This is a genomic window from Streptomyces sp. NPDC056987 (genome assembly GCF_042673865.1).
Taxonomy (GTDB): Bacteria; Actinomycetota; Actinomycetes; order Streptomycetales; family Streptomycetaceae; genus Streptomyces.
The window spans coordinates 478,965-499,307 of record NZ_JBHURV010000001.1 but is presented as its reverse complement, the minus strand read 5'-3'; the positions used below and the strand labels follow the sequence as shown (position 1 = coordinate 499,307).

Annotated in this window: 17 protein-coding genes; 9 read left to right on the top strand and 8 right to left on the bottom strand. The window is 71.3% G+C overall.

Annotated features, from left to right (window positions below; genetic code table 11):
• Nucleotides 1-33 precede the first annotated feature (33 nt).
• The 3 genes from ACFTZC_RS02165 to ACFTZC_RS02155 all read right to left on the bottom strand — a co-directional run bounded on the left by ACFTZC_RS02165 (nt 34) and on the right by ACFTZC_RS02155 (nt 4,250).
• Complete coding sequence (locus tag ACFTZC_RS02165) at nt 34-1,155, bottom strand: ABC transporter permease (RefSeq protein ID WP_382885919.1); 1,122 nt, start codon at nt 1,153-1,155, stop codon at nt 34-36.
• Entirely contained in the window at nt 1,152-2,696 is a 1,545-nt protein-coding gene (locus ACFTZC_RS02160; protein WP_382885917.1) for a sugar ABC transporter ATP-binding protein, read from the bottom strand. Before ACFTZC_RS02160 ends, ACFTZC_RS02165 begins: the two co-directional genes overlap by 4 nt.
• 369 nt (nt 2,697-3,065) lie before the next feature.
• Complete coding sequence (locus ACFTZC_RS02155; protein WP_382885915.1) at nt 3,066-4,250, bottom strand: ROK family protein; 1,185 nt, start codon at nt 4,248-4,250, stop codon at nt 3,066-3,068.
• A gap of 359 nt (nt 4,251-4,609) precedes the next feature.
• On the opposite strand from ACFTZC_RS02155, the gene ACFTZC_RS02150 reads away from it, so the two are divergent.
• From ACFTZC_RS02150 to ACFTZC_RS02140, 3 genes are all read left to right on the top strand, one after another.
• The gene (locus tag ACFTZC_RS02150; RefSeq protein WP_382885913.1) at nt 4,610-5,236 is read left to right on the top strand and encodes a TetR/AcrR family transcriptional regulator; all 627 of its coding nucleotides are present in this window, start codon (nt 4,610-4,612) and stop codon (nt 5,234-5,236) included.
• 62 nt (nt 5,237-5,298) lie between these two features.
• Entirely contained in the window at nt 5,299-6,033 is a 735-nt protein-coding gene (locus ACFTZC_RS02145; RefSeq protein WP_382885911.1) for an SDR family NAD(P)-dependent oxidoreductase, read from the top strand.
• Between the two features lie 284 nt (nt 6,034-6,317).
• Nucleotides 6,318-7,364 carry a serine hydrolase domain-containing protein gene (locus ACFTZC_RS02140; RefSeq protein ID WP_382885909.1) on the top strand — a complete coding sequence of 349 codons (1,047 nt, stop codon included), beginning with the start codon at nt 6,318-6,320 and terminating at the stop codon, nt 7,362-7,364.
• Between the two features lie 31 nt (nt 7,365-7,395).
• On the opposite strand, the gene ACFTZC_RS02135 is transcribed toward ACFTZC_RS02140, so the two are convergent.
• The 4 genes from ACFTZC_RS02135 to ACFTZC_RS02120 all read right to left on the bottom strand — a co-directional run bounded on the left by ACFTZC_RS02135 (nt 7,396) and on the right by ACFTZC_RS02120 (nt 10,752).
• Nucleotides 7,396-8,073 carry a GntR family transcriptional regulator gene (locus tag ACFTZC_RS02135; RefSeq protein ID WP_382885907.1) on the bottom strand — a complete coding sequence of 226 codons (678 nt, stop codon included), beginning with the start codon at nt 8,071-8,073 and terminating at the stop codon, nt 7,396-7,398.
• A 134-nt stretch (nt 8,074-8,207) separates the two neighbouring features.
• On the bottom strand, nt 8,208-9,155 hold the full coding sequence (locus tag ACFTZC_RS02130; protein WP_382885906.1) for a beta-ketoacyl-ACP synthase III: 948 nt from the start codon (nt 9,153-9,155) through the stop codon (nt 8,208-8,210).
• Nucleotides 9,156-9,269: 114 nt separating this feature from the next.
• Nucleotides 9,270-9,416 carry a hypothetical protein gene (locus tag ACFTZC_RS02125; RefSeq protein WP_382885904.1) on the bottom strand — a complete coding sequence of 49 codons (147 nt, stop codon included), beginning with the start codon at nt 9,414-9,416 and terminating at the stop codon, nt 9,270-9,272.
• Nucleotides 9,379-10,752: an OFA family MFS transporter gene (locus ACFTZC_RS02120; protein ID WP_382885902.1), complete on the bottom strand. Its 1,374-nt coding sequence runs from the start codon at nt 10,750-10,752 to the stop codon at nt 9,379-9,381. The genes ACFTZC_RS02125 and ACFTZC_RS02120 overlap by 38 nt, the downstream gene beginning before the upstream one ends.
• A 184-nt stretch (nt 10,753-10,936) precedes the next feature.
• Between ACFTZC_RS02120 and ACFTZC_RS02115 the strand changes: the two genes are divergently transcribed.
• The 5 genes from ACFTZC_RS02115 to fdhD all read left to right on the top strand — a co-directional run bounded on the left by ACFTZC_RS02115 (nt 10,937) and on the right by fdhD (nt 17,868).
• Nucleotides 10,937-11,908, top strand: a complete 972-nt coding sequence (locus ACFTZC_RS02115) for a 2-dehydropantoate 2-reductase (protein ID WP_382885900.1) — start codon at nt 10,937-10,939, stop codon at nt 11,906-11,908.
• A 119-nt stretch (nt 11,909-12,027) separates the two neighbouring features.
• Nucleotides 12,028-13,950, top strand: coding sequence for a molybdopterin oxidoreductase family protein (locus tag ACFTZC_RS02110; RefSeq protein WP_382885898.1), 1,923 nt, complete (start codon nt 12,028-12,030; stop codon nt 13,948-13,950).
• Between the two features lie 4 nt (nt 13,951-13,954).
• On the top strand, nt 13,955-16,132 hold the full coding sequence (locus tag ACFTZC_RS02105) for an NADH-ubiquinone oxidoreductase-F iron-sulfur binding region domain-containing protein (RefSeq protein WP_382885896.1): 2,178 nt from the start codon (nt 13,955-13,957) through the stop codon (nt 16,130-16,132).
• Nucleotides 16,129-16,986: a 2Fe-2S iron-sulfur cluster-binding protein gene (locus ACFTZC_RS02100; RefSeq protein WP_365808907.1), complete on the top strand. Its 858-nt coding sequence runs from the start codon at nt 16,129-16,131 to the stop codon at nt 16,984-16,986. Before ACFTZC_RS02105 ends, ACFTZC_RS02100 begins: the two co-directional genes overlap by 4 nt.
• Nucleotides 16,987-17,028: 42 nt before the next feature.
• Nucleotides 17,029-17,868, top strand: coding sequence for a formate dehydrogenase accessory sulfurtransferase FdhD (fdhD, locus tag ACFTZC_RS02095; RefSeq protein ID WP_382885894.1), 840 nt, complete (start codon nt 17,029-17,031; stop codon nt 17,866-17,868).
• A 163-nt stretch (nt 17,869-18,031) separates the two neighbouring features.
• On the opposite strand, the gene ACFTZC_RS02090 is transcribed toward fdhD, so the two are convergent.
• Nucleotides 18,032-19,081 (bottom strand): bile acid:sodium symporter family protein, encoded by a 1,050-nt coding sequence (locus ACFTZC_RS02090; RefSeq protein WP_382885892.1) that lies wholly within the window; start codon nt 19,079-19,081, stop codon nt 18,032-18,034.
• Between the two features lie 134 nt (nt 19,082-19,215).
• Between ACFTZC_RS02090 and ACFTZC_RS02085 the strand changes: the two genes are divergently transcribed.
• Nucleotides 19,216-20,112 (top strand): LysR substrate-binding domain-containing protein, encoded by an 897-nt coding sequence (locus tag ACFTZC_RS02085; protein WP_382885890.1) that lies wholly within the window; start codon nt 19,216-19,218, stop codon nt 20,110-20,112.
• The last annotated feature ends 231 nt before the right edge of the window (nt 20,113-20,343 follow it).

The following is a 20,343-nucleotide window of genomic DNA, read 5'->3' as shown; positions in this document are numbered from 1 at the left end:
CGGTACGACAGGGGGCGGGTGCGAGGCGGGAGGTCAGGCCTCGCCGTTGCGCGCGGTGCGGCGCTGGACCAGTACGGCGGCGACGATGATGGCGCCCTTGGCGATCTGCTGGACGTCGCTCTGGAGGTTGTTCAGAGCGAAGATGTTGGTGATCGTGGTGAAGACGAGGACCCCGAGGACGGAGCCGACGATGGTGCCACGGCCCCCGCTGAGCAGTGTGCCGCCGATGATCGCCGCGGCGATGGCGTCCAGCTCGTAGAGGTTTCCGTTGGTGTTCTGTCCCGAGCCCGCCAGGATGATCAGCAGGAAGGCCGCGATCCCGCAGCACAGCCCGGACAGGAGGTAGAGGTAGAGCCGCTGCCTGCGGACGTCGATCCCGGCGAGCCGGGCGGCCTCGGCGTTGCCGCCGACGGCGACGGTGCGCCGGCCGAAGGTCGTACGGTTCAGGATCAGCCAGCCGATGACGGTGACCAGGGCGAAGACCAGGACGAGCGGCGGTATCCCCAGGAGGTACGAGTCGGGGACACCGAGGTCGAGGACCGAGGTCACGGTGACGATCTGGGTCTTGCCGTCGGTGATCTGGAGCGCGAGCCCCCGGGCGGAGGCGAGCATCGCGAGGGTCGCGATGAACGGCACCATCCCGCCGTACGCGATCAGCACCCCGTTCACCAGGCCGCAGCCGAGTCCGACGAGGACCGCGGTGAAGAGGATCCCGGCGAATCCGTACTCCTGGGTGGCCAGGGTCGTGGCCCACACCGAGGCGAGGGCGACGATCGCGCCGACCGACAGGTCGATGCCCCCGCTGGTGATCACGAAGGTCATGCCGACGGTGACCACACCGATGACCGACGCCTGGGTCAGCACCAGCTGGAGGTTGCTGGTGTCGAGGAACTGGTCCGGCTTGGTGATGCCGCCGACCACGATCAGCGCGGCGAGCACCCCGAGCAGGGAGAGGTTACGGACATCGAGACGCATCCCGAGGTCGCGCCAACCGCCGCCACCCTGGGGCGACTTGGCGGCCTGGGCGGCCTTGGTGGTGTGCCCGGTGTCGGCCGGCGCGGCCGATGCGGCCGGCTTGGCGAGCGAAGTGGGAGGCCCGGACGCGGGGGCGTCTTCGGGCCCGCCCCGCCGTTCCTCGGAGGCGGGCTGTGTCATGGCGTCGGACTCCCTTCCATCACAAGATCGAGTACACGGTGCTCGTCCAGCTCCTGGGCCGGCGCCCGGTGGACGACCTGGCCCTCCCGGAGCACGAGCACCCGGTCCGCGAGGCCCAGGACCTCGGGGACCTCACTGGAGACGAGCAGTACGGCCAGGCCTTCGTCGGCCAGCCGGCGGATCACGGCGTAGAGCTCGGCGCGGGCGCCCACGTCGACACCGCGGGTCGGTTCGTCGAGCAGCAGCACCCGGCAGCCCCGCAGCAGCCAGCGCGCGAGGACCGCCTTCTGCTGGTTGCCGCCGGAGAGGGTACGGATACGGGCGTCCGGGTTGTCGGGACGCAGCGAGAGTTCCCTGGTGGCGGTCTGCGCGGCGGTGCGCTCGGCGGTGTGGTCGAGCCAGCCGCCCCGGGAGAAGCGGCCCAGCGAGGACACCGACACGTTGCGGGTGACGGATTCGAGCAGCAGCAGGCCCTGGGCCTTGCGCTCCTCGGGCGCGAGGCCCAGCCCCGCGCGGACGGCGGCGCGCACACTGCCGGGTCGCAGCGGCACCCCGTCGACCAGGACCCGGCCCGCGCTCGGCTTGCGCGCCCCGTAGATCGTCTCCAGGATCTCGGAGCGCCCGGAGCCGACGAGTCCGGCGAGCCCGACGATCTCGCCGGGCCGCAGTTCGAGGTCGACCGGGGCGAACTCCCCTTCCCTGGCGAGCCCTTCGACGCGCAGTACGGGTTCGGGGCGCGCGGCGCCGCTCTCCGTACCGGAGTCCCCGGGCCGCTCGGGGAAGACGTACTCGACGTTCCGCCCGGTCATCAGCGCGACGACCTCGCGGGTCGGGGTCTCCTTGGCCGGCAGCGCGACGGCGACGGTGCGCCCGTCCTTGATGACGGTGACCCGGTCGCCGATGCGCCGGATCTCCTCCAGCCGGTGGGAGATGTAGATGACGGCGACACCGTCGGCGGTGAGGGTGTCGACGATGCGGAAGAGGTTGTCGACCTCGTCGGGGTCGAGGGCCGCGGACGGCTCGTCCATCACGATGAGCCGTACGTCGTGGGAGAGGGCGCGGGCCATCGAGACGATCTGCTGCTGGGCGGCGGAGAGCGAACCGACGGCGCGGGTGGCCTGGATCTCGGGGTGGCCGAGACGGGCCAGCAGCGCGGTCGCCCTGGTCCGCGCCTCACGGCCCCTGACCACGAACCCGGCGGTGGTCGGCTCGTGCCCGAGGAAGATGTTCTCGGCGACCGACAGCCCTTCCACCAGGTCGAGTTCCTGGTAGATGGTGGCGATGCCGAGCCGCATCGCGGCGATGGGCGACTTGAGGGTGACCGTCTCGCCCTGCCAGGTGATCACACCGCCGTCGGGCTGGTGGGCTCCGGCGAGCGTCTTGATGAGGGTGGACTTGCCGGCGCCGTTCTGGCCGAGCAGACAGTGCACCTCACCGGCCTCGACCTCCAGGTCCACACCGTCGAGGGCGCGGACGCCTGGGAACGTCTTGGTGATGCCGGACATGGTGAGCAGCGGGGTCGGTGGTGGAGGTGGTGCCATGGCGAATCCCCTCGGCGGATAGCGGCCCGCCTGCGGGACACGGCGGCCCACGGGCAGGGTGCGGGGTACGGATACGGCGCGGCTCGTGCGAGTGTTGCGGCTCGTGCGAGGTGCGGTGTGCGAGGTGCGGTATGCGGTGTGTTTCACCGCTCCCGCGAGGTGCGGTGTGCGGTGTGTCGTACGTGGTGCGGCTCGTACCGGTGGGTACGGATCACGCGGTGGTGCGGGTGATACGGGTGGTACGGGTCGCGCGGTGGCACGGTGGTGCGGGTGGCGCGGTACTTCCGGTGGGACCTGGGTCCCGGTGGGTACGGGTGGTGCGGTGGTGGTACGGGTGGTGCGGGGCGGATCAGTGGTGCTGCACCGGCGTCAGGCCGGTGAGAACAGGTGGTCGCTGATGAGCCGGGCCGCGCCGGTGACCCCGGCGGTCGGGCCCAACTCGCCCAGGACGATGGGGAGATTGCCGGTGGCCAGCGGCAGGGACTGCCGGTAGACCTGGGTCCGTACGCTGGCCAGCAGGGTGTGGCCGAGGCCGGTCACCCCGCCGCCGATCACCACGAGACCGGGGTTGAAGAAGCTGACGAGGCCGGCGATGACCTGGCCGACGTGGTTGCCGCCGGTCCGGATGAGTTCGAGGGCGGCCGGGTCTCCCGCCGCCGCGGCGGCGGCGACGTCCACGGCGGTGAGCGGTCCCCCCGACTCGGCCAGCCGGGCGGCCAGTTCGGGTGAGCGGCCGGTGCGGGCCGCGTCCTCCGCGTCCCGGGCGAGCGCGGCGCCGCTGAAGTACGCCTCCAGGCAGCCCTTGTTGCCGCAGGCGCAGGGGCGGCCGTCCTTCTCGACCTGGATGTGGCCGATGTCGCCGGCGCTGCCGGTCGTGCCCCGGTAGACATCACCGGCGACGACGATGCCGCAGCCGATGCCCGTACCGATCTTGACGCAGAGGAAGTCGCCGACGGAGCGCGCGACGCCCGCGTGCTGCTCGCCCATCGCCATCAGGTTCACGTCGTTGTCGACCATGACCGGGCAGCCCAGTTCCTGGCTGAGCGCCTCCCGTACGGGGAAGCCGTCCCAGCCGGGCATGATCGGCGGCGCGACCGGCACGCCCTCGGGGAAGCGCACCGGGCCCGGCACCCCTATCCCCGCGCCGTCGAACTCCTCGGCCAGTCCGGTGACCTTGAGCTTGGCGGCCATGACGAGGACCTGCTCGAAGACGGCGACGGGGCCCTCGCGGACGTCCATCGGGTGGTTGAGATGGCCCAGGACCTCCAGCTCGGCGTTGGTGACGGCCACGTCGATGGAGGTGGCGCCGATGTCGACACCGAGGAAGCGCATGCCGGGCGCCAGCCGGATGTTGTGGGAACGCCGGCCGCCGCGCGAGGCGGCGAGCCCGTCGGCCACGACGAGGCCGGTCTCCAGCAGCCGGTCCACCTCGACCGCGAGCTTGGAGCGGGAGAGGTCGACCTGGTCCCCGAGCTGGGCACGGGAGTTGGGTCCACCGTCGCGGAGCAGCCGGAGCAGTCGCGCCTGGTGAGCGTTTGCGGGTCGTGCCGTCATGCGTCTCACGCGCCCCTCCCCGCCTTCTCGGCCGTATGTGTCGGTGTACGTCGGTGTGTGCGACCGGGCCCTTCGGTGAGCCTGTACGTCGCGCTTTCGAGGGAACGTAGCAGCGCTTGCCCACGGTGGGAAGAAGTTGCGCAGGAATCGGTACCAACTTTCTCCACACCGAGGACAAAGACGAGCGACCCATCGGACAAACACGTCAAAACAAACAAAACGCGACATCGGCAACACCACAGTGACCAAAACCCCGGCTTCGCCCACCGGGACGCGCGTCTTTTCCCGAGCCGGGCCGGGCACATGGCACCCCGGAGTCCGTTATGGCCCATACAGTCCAGAACTAGTATGGTGCAGGCATGCCTCGACCTCGTGAATTCGATGAAAATCGTGTACTTCTCGCCATCCGTGACGAGTTCTGGGACAAGGGCTACGCGGCGACATCGATGGACGACCTGCTGCGCGTGAGCGGGCTGGGCAAAGGCAGCCTCTACGGCGCGTTCGGAGACAAACGCAGCCTGTTCCTGCGGGTGCTGCGCGACTACGACGACGCGAACCTGCTGATGCTGCGCGAGCGCCTGGCCTCCGCTGCGCGGGGGATCGACGTGGTGCGCGAGTTCGTGCTCGGCCTGACCGGCGATCCGACCGGGGCAGTCGCGCGTCGGGGTTGCCTGCTGGCCAACAGCAACGCCGAGCTTGCGACCGGCACCCCGGACGTCGCGGCCGAGGCTCGCCGCAGCTACGACGCGATCGCGACCATCCTCACCGCGGCGCTGGAGCGCGCCCGGAGCGAAGGCGACCTCGACCCCGGCATCGACCCTTCCGAGACCGCCCGCGCGGCCCTCGTCGCGCAACTCGGCCTCATCGCTCTCGGGCGTACCGGCATGGACATCGGAACGCTCGCCGCGACAGCCCGGTCCGCCCTGGCACGACTGCTGCCCACTCCGGCGCCGCACCGGGAAGCCCGGATACCGAAGCAATCTTGACCGCACGGTCCATATCGGGGAAGGTTATGGACGCAACAGTCCATAACTTGAAGGAGGGCGGCATGGCCGTCTTGGAGAACAAGGTCGCCGTGATCACCGGAGCCAGCACCGGCATCGGGTTCGCGACCGCGCGCGCATTCCGCGACGAGGGCGCCACGGTGTTCATCACCGGTCGCCGCAAGGACGCGCTCGACGCCGCGGTTGCCGAGCTCGGACCTGGCGTGACCGGCGTGGTCTGCGATGCTTCGGTGCCCTCGGAGCTCGATGCGTTCTACAGCACCGTGCGCGACCGGGCCGGACGCATCGACGTGCTGGTCGCCAACGCCGGTGTCGGCACCGCGGCGCCGTTCGGCGAGGTGACGGAAGATCTGATCGACTCGGTGTTCGCCACCAACGTCAAGGGAACGATCTTCACTTTCCAGCAGGCGCTGCCGCTGCTCAGCACCAACGCTTCGGTCATCCTGACGGGTTCGACCGCTGCGACACGCCCCAACCCGGGACTTGAGATCTACGCGGCGTCGAAGGCCGCAATCCGCACGCTCGCCCGCGGCTGGGCCCTCAGCGCGCGTGCACACGGCTTCCGGGTCAACGTCGTGTCCCCGGGCGGTACGCGCACCTCCGGTCTGCTTGAGCTGGTCACACCCGAGATGCTCAAGCAGGCCGAAGGCGCTGTACCCCTCGGCCGGCTCGCCGAGCCCGAGGAGATCGCCGCCGTGACGACGTTCCTCGCCTCGGACGCGTCGAGCTACGTCAACGGTGCCGAGTTCTTCGCCGACGGTGGATACGCGCAGGCATGAGCGCTCTCGTGCTCTCGTGAGTGCCGATTCAGGTCTGTCTCATGCACGGTCCGGGTTCCTACTGCCGGGGTGGTGTCCATCCCGTTAGCACCCCGGTGTGTCCGGGGGTGGCCCGGATGGGTGGCAGCACCTGTCGCGCCTAGCCTCGGTCCATGATTTTTCGCCGTTCATGGGTGTCAGCCGCTGTCCTGACGTTAGCCGTGTCGGCCGTGCCAACCGCTGGAGCTTCGGCGGCCACGCCACGCCCTTCCGCCGTGGACCTGTCCATTCAGCGTGATGCCGACATGCTGCACGCTGCCGGGGTCACGGGGGTGTCGGTCCGCCTGGAGACCCCGGACGGGACCGTCACGGCCCGATCCGGCGTCAGTGACCTGGTCGGTCGCCGCCCGGTTCCGAAGGACGGCTATCTGCGTCTGGGCAGTATCACCAAGACGTTCGTCGCCACCGTCGTCCTGCAACTGGTCGACGAGAAGCGGCTGACGCTCGACCGGACGGTGGAGCAACTGCTGCCCGGGGTCGTGTCCGGTGCCGACAACGACGGCCGGACCATCACGATCCGCGATCTGCTGCAGCACACCAGCGGCCTGTACGACTACACGGCCGACGTGTTCCCCGACCCAAGCGCCCAGACGTACTACACCAACCGGTGGCACGCCTACCGGCCCGAACAGCTGGTCGCCATGGCCATGCGCCACAAGCCCGCCTTCCCGCCGGGAACAGACTGGGCATACTCCAACACGAACTACGTGCTCGCCGGAATGATCATCCAGAAGGTCACCGGCCACTCCTGGGAACAGCAGGTCCACGACCGCATCCTGCGACCTCTCGGGCTGCGCCACACGGACACCCCCGGCACCTGGCCCTTCCTCCCGCGCCCACACGCGGCCAACTACCAGCAGTTCGCCGAGGACGGGCCAATGGTCGACACCACGATCCCCTACCGTCCCTTCGACAGCGGGGCCGACGGCTCGATGACCGGCACGGCCCGCGAGCTCAATCACTTCTTCACAGCCCTGGTCGGCGGACGGCTGCTGACGCCCGCCGCTCTCGCCGCCATGCGAACCGCCGTCCCGGTGCCGCAGGACAGCGGCCACCCCACGGGCACCCGGGACGGCCTGGGTCTGTTCTTCACCCCTCTGTCCTGCGGCGGTGGTTACCTCGGGCACGGTGGAAGCGGCTTCGGCTATCTCATCCGGGCCGCCACCACGACCGATGGTCGACGCGCCATCACCGTCTCCGCACACAGCCGCCCGGCGGATCCGCAGACAGCGGCCCGCCAGGAGGACGCCCTGCGCGACCTGATCGACCATGCCCTCTGCCGCACGGCGTGACCCGTCCGGCGCCTTCTTGGGCAGCTCCCGGTCAGTCCCGTGCGCGCTGGTGGTACGTGGTGCGCGTGTGCTCCGTGTGGGCCTTCATGATCTCGGTGGCGCGCCCTTCGTCCCGTGCCGAGATCGCCGCGATCAGCTCGCGGTGCTCGATCCAGGACTGATGGCCGCGCTGCCGGGCGACCGGTGTGTAGTACCAGCGGACCCGGCGGTCCACCTGCGCGGCCAGTTCGGCCAGGACGAGGTTGCCCGCCAGTTCCATCACCTTGGCGTGGAAGGCGGCGTTGGTGGCGACCGCCAGGTCCACGTCGTCGTCGGCCACGGCGCGCTCCCCCTGGGCGCACAGCTCCTCCAGCGCGGCGATCCCCGCCGTGCCGGAGTTGGCGGCGGCGAGCCGGGCGGCGTCCGCCTCCAGCAGCGTACGGACCGAGAGGAGCTGGTCGGCCTCCTCCTCGGTCGGTTCGTGGACGAACGCGCCCTGCGCCGGGCGCAGATCGACCCAGCCCTCGGTGTTGAGGCGCTGGAGCGCCTCGCGCACCGGCTGCCTCGACACCCCGAGATGGCCCGCGAGTTCGCTCTCGACGAGATGCTGGCCCGGCTGGAGCGCCCGGGTCGTGATCAGTTCGAGCAGGGCCTCGTAGACGCGCTCCCGCAGTGGACCCGGTCTTTCGAGCCTGGGCACGGATCCTTGCGCCAACTTCGCGGACAGCATCGCGGTCCCCCTCCTGGCCGGCAGTGTCGATGACGGTGACGGTTGGCGACAGCCGCCGGCGGAGTGCCCGCACCGTACATGTGAGGGCATCACCACATTGGCTATCGTCTACAGTCTACCGAGATCCGCCGGGTTCATGGGCAGCGGATGACCTGACCCGCGTAGGAGAGGTTGCCGCCGAAGCCGAAGAGCAGCGCGGGAGCCCCGGACGCGACCTCGCCGCGCGCCACGAGCTTGGAGAGCGCCATCGGGATCGAGGCGGCGGACGTGTTGCCCGATTCCACGACATCCCGGGCGATGACCGCGTTGACCGCGCCGATCTTCTGGGCGACCGGCTCGATGATCCGCAGGTTCGCCTGGTGCAGCACGACGGCCGCCAGGTCCTCGGGCGTGACACCGGCCCGCTCGCAGACCTTGCGGGCGATCGGCGGGAGCTGGGTGGTCGCCCAGCGGTAGACGGACTGGCCCTCCTGCGCGAAGACCGGCGGGGTGCCCTCGATCCGTACGGCGTGCCCCATCTCAGGCACCGACCCCCAGAGCACCGGGCCGATCCCCGGCTCCTCGTCGTCGCCGGTCGCCACGACGACGGCCGCGCCCGCGCCGTCGCCGACCAGGACGCAGGTCGTACGGTCCGTCCAGTCGGCGATCGCGGCCATCTTGTCCGCGCCGATGACCAGCACCCGCGAGGCGGAGCCCGCCCGTACGGCGTGGTCGGCGGTGGCGAGGGCGTGGGTGAAGCCCGCGCACACCACGTTCAGGTCCATGACGGCCGGCGCCTCCATGGAGAGCCGGGCGGCGACCCGCGCGGCGGTGTTCGGTGACCGGTCGATCGCCGTGGAGGTGGCGACCAGCACCATGTCGATGTCGGCCGGGTCGAGACCGGCCGCGGCGAGCGCCTTGGCGCCCGCGTACGCGGCCAGCTCGTCCACCGGCTCCTCGGGACCCGCCACGTGCCGGGTCTTGATCCCGACCCGGCTCGTGATCCATTCGTCACTGGTGTCGACCATCGCCGCCAGGTCGTGGTTGGTGAGCACTTTGGCGGGCTGATAGTGCCCCAGCGCGGCGATACGAGTTCCGGTCATGTCCCGGACCCCCTCTTCGTCGACGTACAGGAATGCTCCAGTCTCGTCAGCGACTCGCCGGTAGGGGTGCAGGGGAATCAACAGGATTCCACCGCGCGGCTTGGAGACTCCGCCTCATCCGGTGAAAAGCTGGGCGGCCTTCAGGACCAGCTCGTACACACCGTACGCGAGGGGGATCCCCACCCAAAGCCAGGCGAAGACGATCAGACCGGTACGGCCGGATTCAGGAGTGCTGGCGCTGTTCGCCTGCGAGCTGGTCATCGGCTGCCTCCCTCGGTGCGGGAACGTGGTGACGGGGGTGGACGGGCCTGACGAGTTCGTTGGCGACGAAGCCGACGACGAGCAGACCGATCATGATCGTGAAGGAGAGCCCGTAGAGCCCGGCGCCGCTCTTGCCCGCCTCCTCCTGGCTGTCGGCGACCCAGTTGACGATGAGCGGGCCGAGGACGCCGGCGGTGGACCACGCGGTGAGCAGGCGGCCGTGGATCGCGCCCACCTGGTACGTGCCGAACAGGTCCTTGAGATAGGCCGGGATGGTGGCGAAGCCGCCTCCGTAGAAGGAGAGGATCACCAGCGCGCAGACGACGAAGAGCGGCTTGGAGGAGTCGCCGAACTGCGCGATGAGCAGGTACATGACCGCGCCGACGCCGAGGTAGACGCGGTAGATGTTCTTCCGGCCGATCAGGTCCGAGGTGGAGGACCAACCGATCCGGCCCGCCATGTTGGCCGCGGAGAGCAGCGCGACGAACCCGGCGGCGGCCGAGACCGAGACGGGCGTCGACGTCTCCGCGAAGAAGTCGGTGATCATCGGGGCGGCCTTCTCCAGGATCCCGATCCCCGCGGTCACGTTCATGCACAGGACGAGCCACAGGCACCAGAACTGCGGGGTACGCACGGCGGACTTCGCGGAGACCTGCGCGGTGGAGATCAAGGAGCCCGCTGCCGCCTGAGGCGCCTTCCCGTCCGCGCCCTCCGGCGCCTTCTGCCGGTAGCCGGGCGGGGGCACGCGGACCAGCAGCACGCCGAGCGTCATGAACGCGGCGTACACCAGGCCGTGCGTCAGGAAGGCGTACGCGATGCCCTCCGAACCCGTGCCGTACGACTTCAGCATCTGCGCGGACCACGGCGAGGCGATGAGCGCGCCGCCGCCGAAGCCCATGATGGCGATGCCGGTGGCCATGCCGGGCCGGTCGGGGAACCACTTGATCAGGGTGGAGACCGGGGAGATGTAGCCGATGCCGAGGCCGATCCCCCCGACGAACCCGTAGCCGAGGACGATCAGCCAGAACTGTTCGGTGGCGGCGCCGAGCGCGGCGATCAGGAAGCCGGACGAGAAGCAGCACAGGGCGACGGTCATCGCCCAGCGCGGCCCGTTGCGTTCGACGAGGGTGCCCCCGAAGGCGGCCGACAGACCGAGCATCACGATGCCCAGTTGGAACGGGAGGGCGCTCTGGGTGCCGGAGAGACCGAGCGCGGATTCGAGCGGGGGCTTGAACACGCTCCAGGCGTAGGCCTGGCCGATCGAGAGGTGCACCGACAGCGCGGCGGGGGGCACCAGCCAGCGGCTCCAGCCGGCGGGTGCGAGTGGTGGGGTCATGTCCGGACTCTAGGAACCCGGATGCCCTGTTGGGAAGATCTTTCAGCGGGCGAGTTTGCCGACCGCATACCGCACAGGAGCCTTGTCGGCCAGAACTCCATACTGTAGACAATATATCGCCGACCGTGCAGTCGGCAGGCACACGCCTTCCCTCGGTCCCCTCAACCGAACGGAGAGCCTCACCGTGAAAGTCGCAGTCGTCGGCGCCGGAGCCATCGGCGCCTATGTCGGAGCCGCCCTGCACCGGGCCGGCGCCGATGTCCATCTCATCGCCCGTGGACCGCATCTGGCGGCCATGAGGCAGTACGGAGTCCGGGTGCGCAGCCCGCGCGGGGATTTCACCGCACGGGTGCACGCCACCGACCGGCCGGACGGCATAGGTCCGGTCGACTACGTGTTCCTGGGCCTGAAGGCGAACTCCTACGCGGCGTGCGGGCCGCTGGTGGCGCCGCTGCTCCGGGAGCGCACGGCGGTCGTCGCCGCCCAGAACGGCATCCCCTGGTGGTACTTCCACGGCCACGGGGGCCCGTACGACGGCCGGCGGGTCGAGAGCGTCGACCCCGCCGGCTCCGTCAGCGCGGTCCTGCCGCCCGAGCGTGCGATCGGGTGCGTGGTGTACGCGGCGACGGAGCTGGCGGGTCCCGGCGTGGTCCGGCATCTCGAAGGGACCCGGTTCTCGATCGGCGAGCCGGACCGCTCGGTCTCGGCGCGCTGTCTGGAATTCAGCGAGGCCATGCGGACGGGCGGCCTCAAGTGCCCGGTCGAGCCCGAACTGCGCGAGGACATCTGGATCAAGCTCCTCGGCAACATCTCCTTCAACCCGATCAGCGCGCTGACCCGCGCCACCATGCGGGAGATGTGCCTGCACCGCTCCACCCGCGAGGTCATCGAGCTGATGATGGTGGAGTCCCTGCGGGTCGCGGCGGCGCTGGGCTGCCACCCCGCCATCTCCGTCGAGCGGCGCCTCGCGGGTGCGGAACGGGTCGGCGACCACCGGACCTCCACGCTCCAGGACCTGGAGAAGGGCAAACCCCTGGAGCTGGACGTCCTGCTCGCCGCCGTCGTGGAGCTCGCGGAGATCACCGGCGTGGACGTCCCGACGCTCCGCACGGTGGGCGCGATCTCCGACCTGCTGGCCCGCGGCGCCGCCGCCTGATCCGGCGGGTGCGTGGCCGAATCCCTTCCACAGGGCTTCCGTTGCGCACCCGCCTACAGAATACTGTATGCAATGACCTTGTGTGCGACCGCCGGCCCTCACTCCGAGGAGAGCGCAGCGTGAAGAAGCGAGACCGAACGCCGAAGACATACGCCCGCATCACGCATCCGATGGTGCGGGACACCAAGGGCGGCCCCCTGCGCCCGGCGTCCTGGGACGAGGCGCTGGACCGGGCGGCCGAGGGACTCGGCGCCGCGCGCGGCGCGTTCGGGATGTTCTCCTGCGCCCGCGCCACCAACGAGATGAACTACGTGGCGCAGAAGTTCGCACGCGTGGTGATGGGCACCAACAACGTGGACTCCTGCAACCGGACCTGCCACGCGCCGAGCGTCGCCGGGCTCTCCGCCGTCTTCGGCTCCGGCGGCGGCACCTCCTCGTACGGCGAGGTCGACCACACGGACCTGATCGTGATGTGGGGCTCCAACGCCCGCTTCGCGCACCCGATCTTCTTCCAGCACGTCCTGCGCGGCATCAGGAACGGCGCGCGGATGTACGCCGTCGACCCGCGCCGCACCTCCACCGCCGAGTGGGCCGAGAGCTGGCTGGGGCTGAACGTCGGCACGGACATCCCGATGGCCCACGCCGTCGGCCGCGAGATCATCCACGCGGGGCTGCACAACGCGTCGTTCATCGAGCGCGCCACGTCCGGGTTCGAGGCGTACGCGGCCGAGGTCGAGCCCTGGACCCTCTCGGCGGCGGAACAGGTGACCGGGGTGCCCGCCGAGGCGATCAGGGACCTCGCCCACGCCTACGCCCGCGCCGAACGCGCCCAGCTCTGCTGGACCCTGGGCATCACCGAGCACCACAACGGCACCGACAACGTACGCGCGCTGATCAACCTCGCGCTGCTCACCGGGCACGTCGGACGGTACGGCTCCGGGGTGCAGCCGCTGCGCGGCCAGAACAACGTGCAGGGCGGTGGCGACATGGGCGCCATCCCGAACCGGCTGCCGGGCTTCCAGGACATCCTGGAGCCGGACGTACGGCGGAAGTTCGAGACCGCGTGGGACACCGTCATCCAGCCGCGCTACGGGCTCAACCTGACCGACATGTTCGAGGCGATGGAGACCGGCGCCCTCAGGGCGGTCTACTGCATCGGCGAGAACCCGGCCCAGTCGGAGGCCGACAGCGAACAGGCCGTGGAGCGGATGCGACGGCTCGACTGCCTCGTGGTGCAGGACATCTTCCTCACGAAGACCGCCGAACTCGCCGACGTGGTACTGCCCGCCACCGCCGCGTGGGCCGAGACCGACGGGACCACCACCAACAGCGAACGCCGGGTGCAGCGCGTCCGCAAGGCCGTGGAACCGCCCGGCGAGGCACGCGAGGACATCGACATCATCTGCGACCTCGCGGGCCGCCTCGGCCACGCCTGGAAGTACGCGGACGCCGAGTCGGTCTGGAACGAGCTGCGGTCGGTCTCCCCCGACCACTACGGCATGACCTACGAACGGCTGGCGGAGCACCAGGGCATCCAGTGGCCGTGCCCCGACACCGAACGGCTCGAACCCACCTTCCTGCACGGCCGGTTGTGGGAGAACGACCCGGAACGGCGCGGCAGGCGGGCCCCCTTCGGCCTCGTCCGGCACGACCCGCCGGTCGACCTGACCGACGACCGCTACCCGATCAGGCTCACCACGGGACGCCGGCTCGACTCGTACAACACCGGTGTGCAGAGCGGGAGTTTCGCCTCCCCGCTGCGCCGGGGCGAGTACGTCGAGCTGTGCCCGGAGGACGCCGAGCGGTACGGGGTGACGGTCGGCGAGGAGGTACGGATCAGCTCCCGGCGCGGCACCGTCCAGGCACCGGTCTGGATCGACCCGGGGCTGCGCCCGGGGCTGGCCTTCATGACCATGCACTTCCCGGACGAGGTGGACACCAACCAGCTCACCATCGAGGCCAACTGCCCGATCGCGGGCACCGCCGAGTTCAAGGCGTCCGCGATCCGGATCGAGAAGCTGCCCCTCCCGACAAGGAGCTGAACAGGTGGATCTGCGCTTCGGTGACAGCAAACCGACCGACGAGGAACGGGCGGCGGTCGACGCCCTCCTCGGCCCGCCCGGCTCCGCCTGGGAGGGCGCGGACGACCGTACGGACACGGATCTGCGCTGGGCCCGCGGCGGCCGGGAGGCGCGCGAGCGGCGCGATCTGCTGCTGCCGGGGCTGCACGCGGTCAACGACCGGGTCGGCTGGATCAGCGAGGGCGCCCTGGACTACCTCTGCCGGCGGCTGACCGTACCCCCGGCGGAGGCGTACGGCGTCGCCACGTTCTACGCGATGTTCGCCGTCCGGCCGCGCCCCGCGAAGGTGCTGCACGTCTGCACCGACCTGGCCTGCGCGAGCCGCGGCGCCACCGGCCTCCGCGCCGAACTGGAACGACGCCTCGGCCCGGCGGGCACCCCGGTGGGAGCCCCGGCGGGCGGCGGCACGGGCATACCGGCGGACGGCGGCACGGCCGGGGACGGCACCGCGGCCTCGGACTCGGCGGGCGGCGCGACCGCGGGGGGCGGCACGGGCATATCGGCGGGCAGCGGCACGGCCGGGGACGGCACCGCGGCCTCGGACTCGGCGGGCGGCGCGACCGCGGGGGGCGGCACGGCGGACGTCGGCACCGCGGCCGGGGCCACGGCCGCCGGGGGCACGGACACCGCGGGCCCAGGCGCCGGGGACACCGCCGCCGGAGGGCTCGTCTGGCAGCCCAGTCCCTGTCTCGGTCTGTGCGAACGGGCCCCCGCCGCGCTCCTCGTCCAGGCGGGCGCCCCGGCCGGGACCGCCGCCGCGCAGGACCCGCCGGCCCGCCCGTACGCCACCGCCGTCGTCGCGCCCGCCACCGCCGACGCCGTGGTGCGCGCCGCGGCCGAACCCCTCGCGGCCCCCGCCGAACCCGGCGCCGCGAGCGCCGTCCCGCAGGCCGGGCAGCCCGGACTCACCCTGCTGCGCCGCGTCGGCGTCGTCGACCCGTACAGCCTCGACGACTACCGCGCCCACGGCGGCTACACCGCGCTGCGCCGGGCCTTCGACCTCGGGCCCGCCGGAGTGATCCGCGAGGTGACCGACTCCGGTCTGGTCGGCCGGGGCGGCGCCGCGTTCCCCACCGGGCGCAAGTGGCAGGCCACCGCCGCCCAGCCCGCCCACCCGCACTACCTGGTCTGCAACGCCGACGAATCCGAACCCGGCACCTTCAAGGACCGGGTGGTCATGGAGGGCGACCCGTACTCCCTCGTCGAGGCGATGACCATCGCCGGATACGCGGTCGGCGCGCACCGCGGCTTCCTCTACCTGCGCGGCGAGTACCCGCGCGCCCTGCGCCTGCTCCAGCACGCCATCGACCGGGCGCGCGCCCGCGGACTGCTCGGCGACGACATCCTCGGCCAGGGCTACGCGTTCGACATCGAGATCCGCCGCGGCGCCGGGGCGTACATCTGCGGCGAGGAGACCGCCCTGTTCAACTCCATCGAGGGCTACCGCGGCGAGCCACGCTCCAAACCGCCGTTCCCCGTGGAACAGGGCCTGTTCGGCAAGCCGACCGCCGAGAACAACGTCGAGACCCTGATCAACGTACTGCCCATCCTCACCGGCGGCGCCCAGGCGTACGCGGCGACCGGCACCGCCGGATCCACCGGCCCCAAACTCTTCTGCGTCTCCGGGAACGTCGGCCGCCCCGGCATCTACGAACTCCCCTTCGGCGCCACCCTCGGCGAACTCCTCGACCTCGCCGACGCGCCGGACACCGTACGCGCCATCCTGCTCGGCGGCGCCGCCGGCGGCTTCGTACGCCCCGACGAACGCGACATCCCGCTCACCTTCGAAGGCACCCGCGCCGCCGGCACGACACTCGGCTCCGGCGTCGTCCTCGTCCTCGACGACACCGTCGAACTGCCCCGCATGCTGCTGCGCATCGCCGAGTTCTTCCGCGACGAGTCCTGCGGGCAGTGCGTGCCCTGCCGGGTCGGCACCGTCCGTCAGGAGGAGGCCCTGCACCGGATCGCCGACCGTACGGGCGCCGCCGCGGCCGGCGACATCGCGCTGCTGCGCGAGGTCGGCCGGGCCATGAAGGACGCCTCCATCTGCGGACTCGGGCAGACCGCCTGGAACGCCGTCGAATCCGCCATCGACCGACTGGGTGTCTACGACTCCGCCCACAAGACCGAGGGAGCCCTGTGACCGCGATACCGCTCCAGCCGCCGCGCCGGCTGGTCGAGTTCACCCTCGACGGCCAGGAGACCAGAGTCCCCGAGGGCGCCACGATCCTCGACGCCTGCCGCGCCGCGGGCAAGGACATCCCGACCCTCTGCGAAGGCGACACCCTCACCCCGAAGAACGCGTGCCGCGTCTGCGTGGTCGAGGTCGAGGGCGCCCGGACGCTCGCCCCCGCCTGCTCCCGCCGCGCCGAACCGGGCATGACCGTCGTCACGGACAGCGAGCGCGCCCGGCACAGCAGAAAGATCGTCCTCGAACTCCTCGCCTCGGCGACGGACCTCTCGACCACGCCGAGGGCCGCCGAGTGGATCAAGGAGTACGAGGCGAAGCCGGCCCGCTTCGGCCCTGACGCGGCCCGGCTCGACGAGGAACCCAAGATCGACAACGATCTCTACGTCCGCGACTACGACAAGTGCATCCAGTGCTACAAGTGCGTCGACGCGTGCGGCGAACAATGGCAGAACACCTTCGCGATCTCCGTCGCCGGCCGCGGCTTCGACGCCCGGATCTCCACCGAGCACGACGCGCCGCTCACCGATTCCGCCTGCGTCTACTGCGGCAACTGCATCGAGGTCTGCCCCACCGGAGCCCTCAGCTTCAAATCCGAGTTCGACATGCGCGCCGCGGGTACCTGGAACGAGACGGCACAGACCGAGACCACTACGATCTGCGCCTACTGCGGCGTCGGCTGCAACCTGACGCTCCACGTACAGGACAATGAGATCGTGAAGGTCACGTCACCGCACGACAACCCCGTGACCCACGGCAACCTCTGCATCAAAGGCCGCTTCGGCTTCCAGCACGTACAGCAGCGCTGAACGGGCCGACATCTCCACGAGCAACGAGTAGGACTGATCACCATGGGACGGGTCACCGAGCGCCGCCGCACCATCCGGATCCGGGACGGGATCGTCACCACCCGCCCCGACACCCTGGTCGCCGAGGAACCCCTGGAGATCCGCCTCAACGGCAAACCTCTCGCCATCACCATGCGCACCCCCGGCGACGACTTCGCGCTCGCGGCCGGCTTCCTCGTCAGCGAAGGCGTCCTCGCCGCCGCCTCCGACGTCCGGTCCATCGTCTACTGCGCGGGCGCGCAGGCCGACGGCAGCAACACCTACAACGTCGTCGACGTCCAGCTCGCCCCCGGCGTCCCCGTCCCCGACATCACCCTCGAACGCAACGTCTACACCACCTCCTCGTGCGGGCTGTGCGGCAAGGCCAGCCTCGACGCCGTCCGCACGACCGCCCGCTTCCCGATACGCGACACTCCCCCGGTCCGGGTCGAACCCGCCCTGCTCGCCGGCCTCCCCGACCGGCTGCGGGCGGCGCAGGCGGTCTTCGACCGGACCGGGGGGCTCCACGCCGCGGCCCTCTTCTCCGAGGACGGCGAACTGCTCGACATCCGTGAGGACGTCGGCCGCCACAACGCCGTCGACAAACTCGTCGGCCGCGCCCTGCGCCAGGACCTCCTGCCGCTCTCCCGGGCCATCCTCCTGGTCTCCGGACGCGCCTCCTTCGAACTGGCGCAGAAAGCCGTCATGGCGGGCATCCCCGTACTGGCGGCGGTCTCCGCACCGTCGTCGCTCGCCGTGGACCTGGCCGCCGAGACAGGGCTCACCCTCGTCGGCTTCCTCCGCGGCCCCTCCATGAACGTGTACGCGGGAGACGAACGGATCGCACTGCACACCGGCGTATGACCGCACCGGGGTGCGACCCTCCCCCGCCGCACGGGAAGGGACCCGGCCGGCGGGGAGCGCCCCCTGCGTCGGCCGGGTTCCCCTTTCTTTTGGGGGCTCGGTTCGCCGCCGTGGCGGGGAGGCGGGCCGATGGACCGGCACCGTGAAACCGCGGCCCGGGCTGTCAGCGCGTTCCCGCCGGGACGGCCTCGTCCGGGGCCGTGGTCCCCGCGGGGAGCGGCTCCCCGGACGGTGACTCCGGATCATCGGCGCGGCGCTTGGCCAGGACCGCGCAGACCATGAGCTGCATCTGGTGGAAGAGCATCAGCGGCAGCACCGCCAGGCTCGCGTGCGCCCCGAAGAGTACGGTCGCCATCGGCAGCCCCGCCGCCAGGCTCTTCTTCGAGCCGGCGAACTGTATGGCGACGCGGTCCTCCCGTACGAAGCCGAGCCGCTTCGCGCCGTACCAGCTCGCCGCCAGCATCGCCGCGAGCAGCACCGCCTCCACGGCCAGCAACGCCCCGAGCCGCGCCGGGGTCACCTGGTGCCAGATGCCCGTCACCATGCCCTCGCTGAACGCGGTGTAGACGACCAGCAGCACCGAGCCCCGGTCCACCAGGCCCAGCACCTTCCTGTGCCGGGTGAGGAAGCCGGCCACCCAGCGGCGCAGCAGTTGGCCCGCCAGGAACGGCAGCAGGAGCTGGGCGACGATCTTGAACAGGGAGTCGGCGGAGAAGCCGGCCGTGCCGCCGCCGATCAGCAGCGCGGCCAGGAGCGGGGTGACGACGATGCCGACGAGGCTGGAGAAGGACCCCGCGCAGATCGCCGCGGGCACGTTGCCCCGGGCGATGGACGTGAAGGCGATGGACGACTGGACCGTCGACGGCACCAGGCAGAGGAAGAGCAGCCCGCTGTAGAGCTGCGGGGTGAGGACGAACGGCACCAGCCCCCGGGCCGCCAGTCCCAGCAGCGGGAAGAGGACGAACGTACAGGCGAGGACGGTCACATGGAGCCGCCAGTGCCGTAGCCCGTCGGCCACCTCGCGGGTGGAGAGCCGCGCGCCGTAGAGGAAGAACAGCAGGCCCACCGCGCCGGTCGAGGCGCCGCCCGCGAAGGTCGCGGCGGTGCCGGAGACCGGGAGGAGCGCGGCGAGGCCGACGGTCGCGAGAAGGGCCAGGACGTACGGGTCGACCGGCAGCCGGGACAGGATGCTCGGGACGGTGCGGCGGTTCATGTGCTCCACTACGGCGGTCTCGCGGGTCGGTACAGATCGTGCCTCCCCATCGTGCGCCCCTTCCGCTTGATCGGGAATCCCGTATACCGCTCTGACTGTCATCACGGTTCGCGATGAGCCCGTACGCTGGACCCATGTACGACCCCGGACAGCTCCGCACCTTCCTGGCCGTCGCTCAGACGCTCAGCTTCACGCAGGCGGCCCGCCGGCTGGGGGTGCGCCAGTCCACCGTGAGCCAGCACGTCCGCCGCCTGGAGGAGGCGACGGGGCGGCCGCTGTTCACCCGCGACACGCACAGCGTGGAGCTGACGGAGGACGGGGAGGCCATGCTCGGCTTCGCCGGGACGATCCTCGCGGCGCACGACCGGGCGGCGGCGTTCTTCACCGGGACCCGGCTGCGCGGGCGGCTGCGGTTCGGCGCGTCGGAGGACTTCGTGCTGACCCGGCTGCCGGAGATCCTGGAGGCCTTCCGGCGCGACCACCCCGAGGTCGATCTGGAGCTGACGGTCGGGCTGTCGGGCACCCTGCACGAGCAGCTCGCGGCCGGCGGGCTCGATCTGGTGCTGGCCAAGCGGCGTCCCGGCGACACCCACGGCCGGCCGGTCTGGCGGTCCACCCTGGTGTGGATCGGGGCGCCGCGGTTCCGGCTCGACCCGGACCGTCCGGTGCCGCTGATCGTCTTCCCGCCGCCGGGCATCACCCGCGCCCGGGCGCTGGAGGTGCTGGAGGCGCACGGCAGGCACTGGCGCGTCGCGTGTACGAGCGCCAGCCTGAGCGGGCTCATAGCGGCGGCCCGCGCGGGGCTCGGCGTGATGGCCCACACCCGCGGGCTGGTCCCGCCGGGCCTGGTGCCGGTCCCGGCCAGGGCGGGCCTGCCCGAGCTGGGCGAGGTGGAGTTCGTCCTGCTGGACGGCGGCCGCTCCGGCCGGCCGGGGCCGGGCGGCGGGGCGACCCGGGCGGCCGCGGACGCACTGGCCGCGGCGATCCTGGCGGGCGGCGACCGGCTGCACCGGCCGCCCGCCGGGGACTGACGCGCGTACGTTCAGGTACGTACCAGGAATCCCGCACCGGTAGAGCGCCGGTGAGCACGGCGTACGGATTCGGTGGAGATTCCCGCGTTGTCTCCTTACTCCGGGGTCAGAACAGGGCCCCAGCCCGCCATGGCAGTGCGACCTTCACCGCTCTGACCTGCGGTGACACCCTTTTGTGCCGGTTGCTCCCGCGGCCACCCCCCGGTCCCGCCAGTGGGGTACCGTCACCGC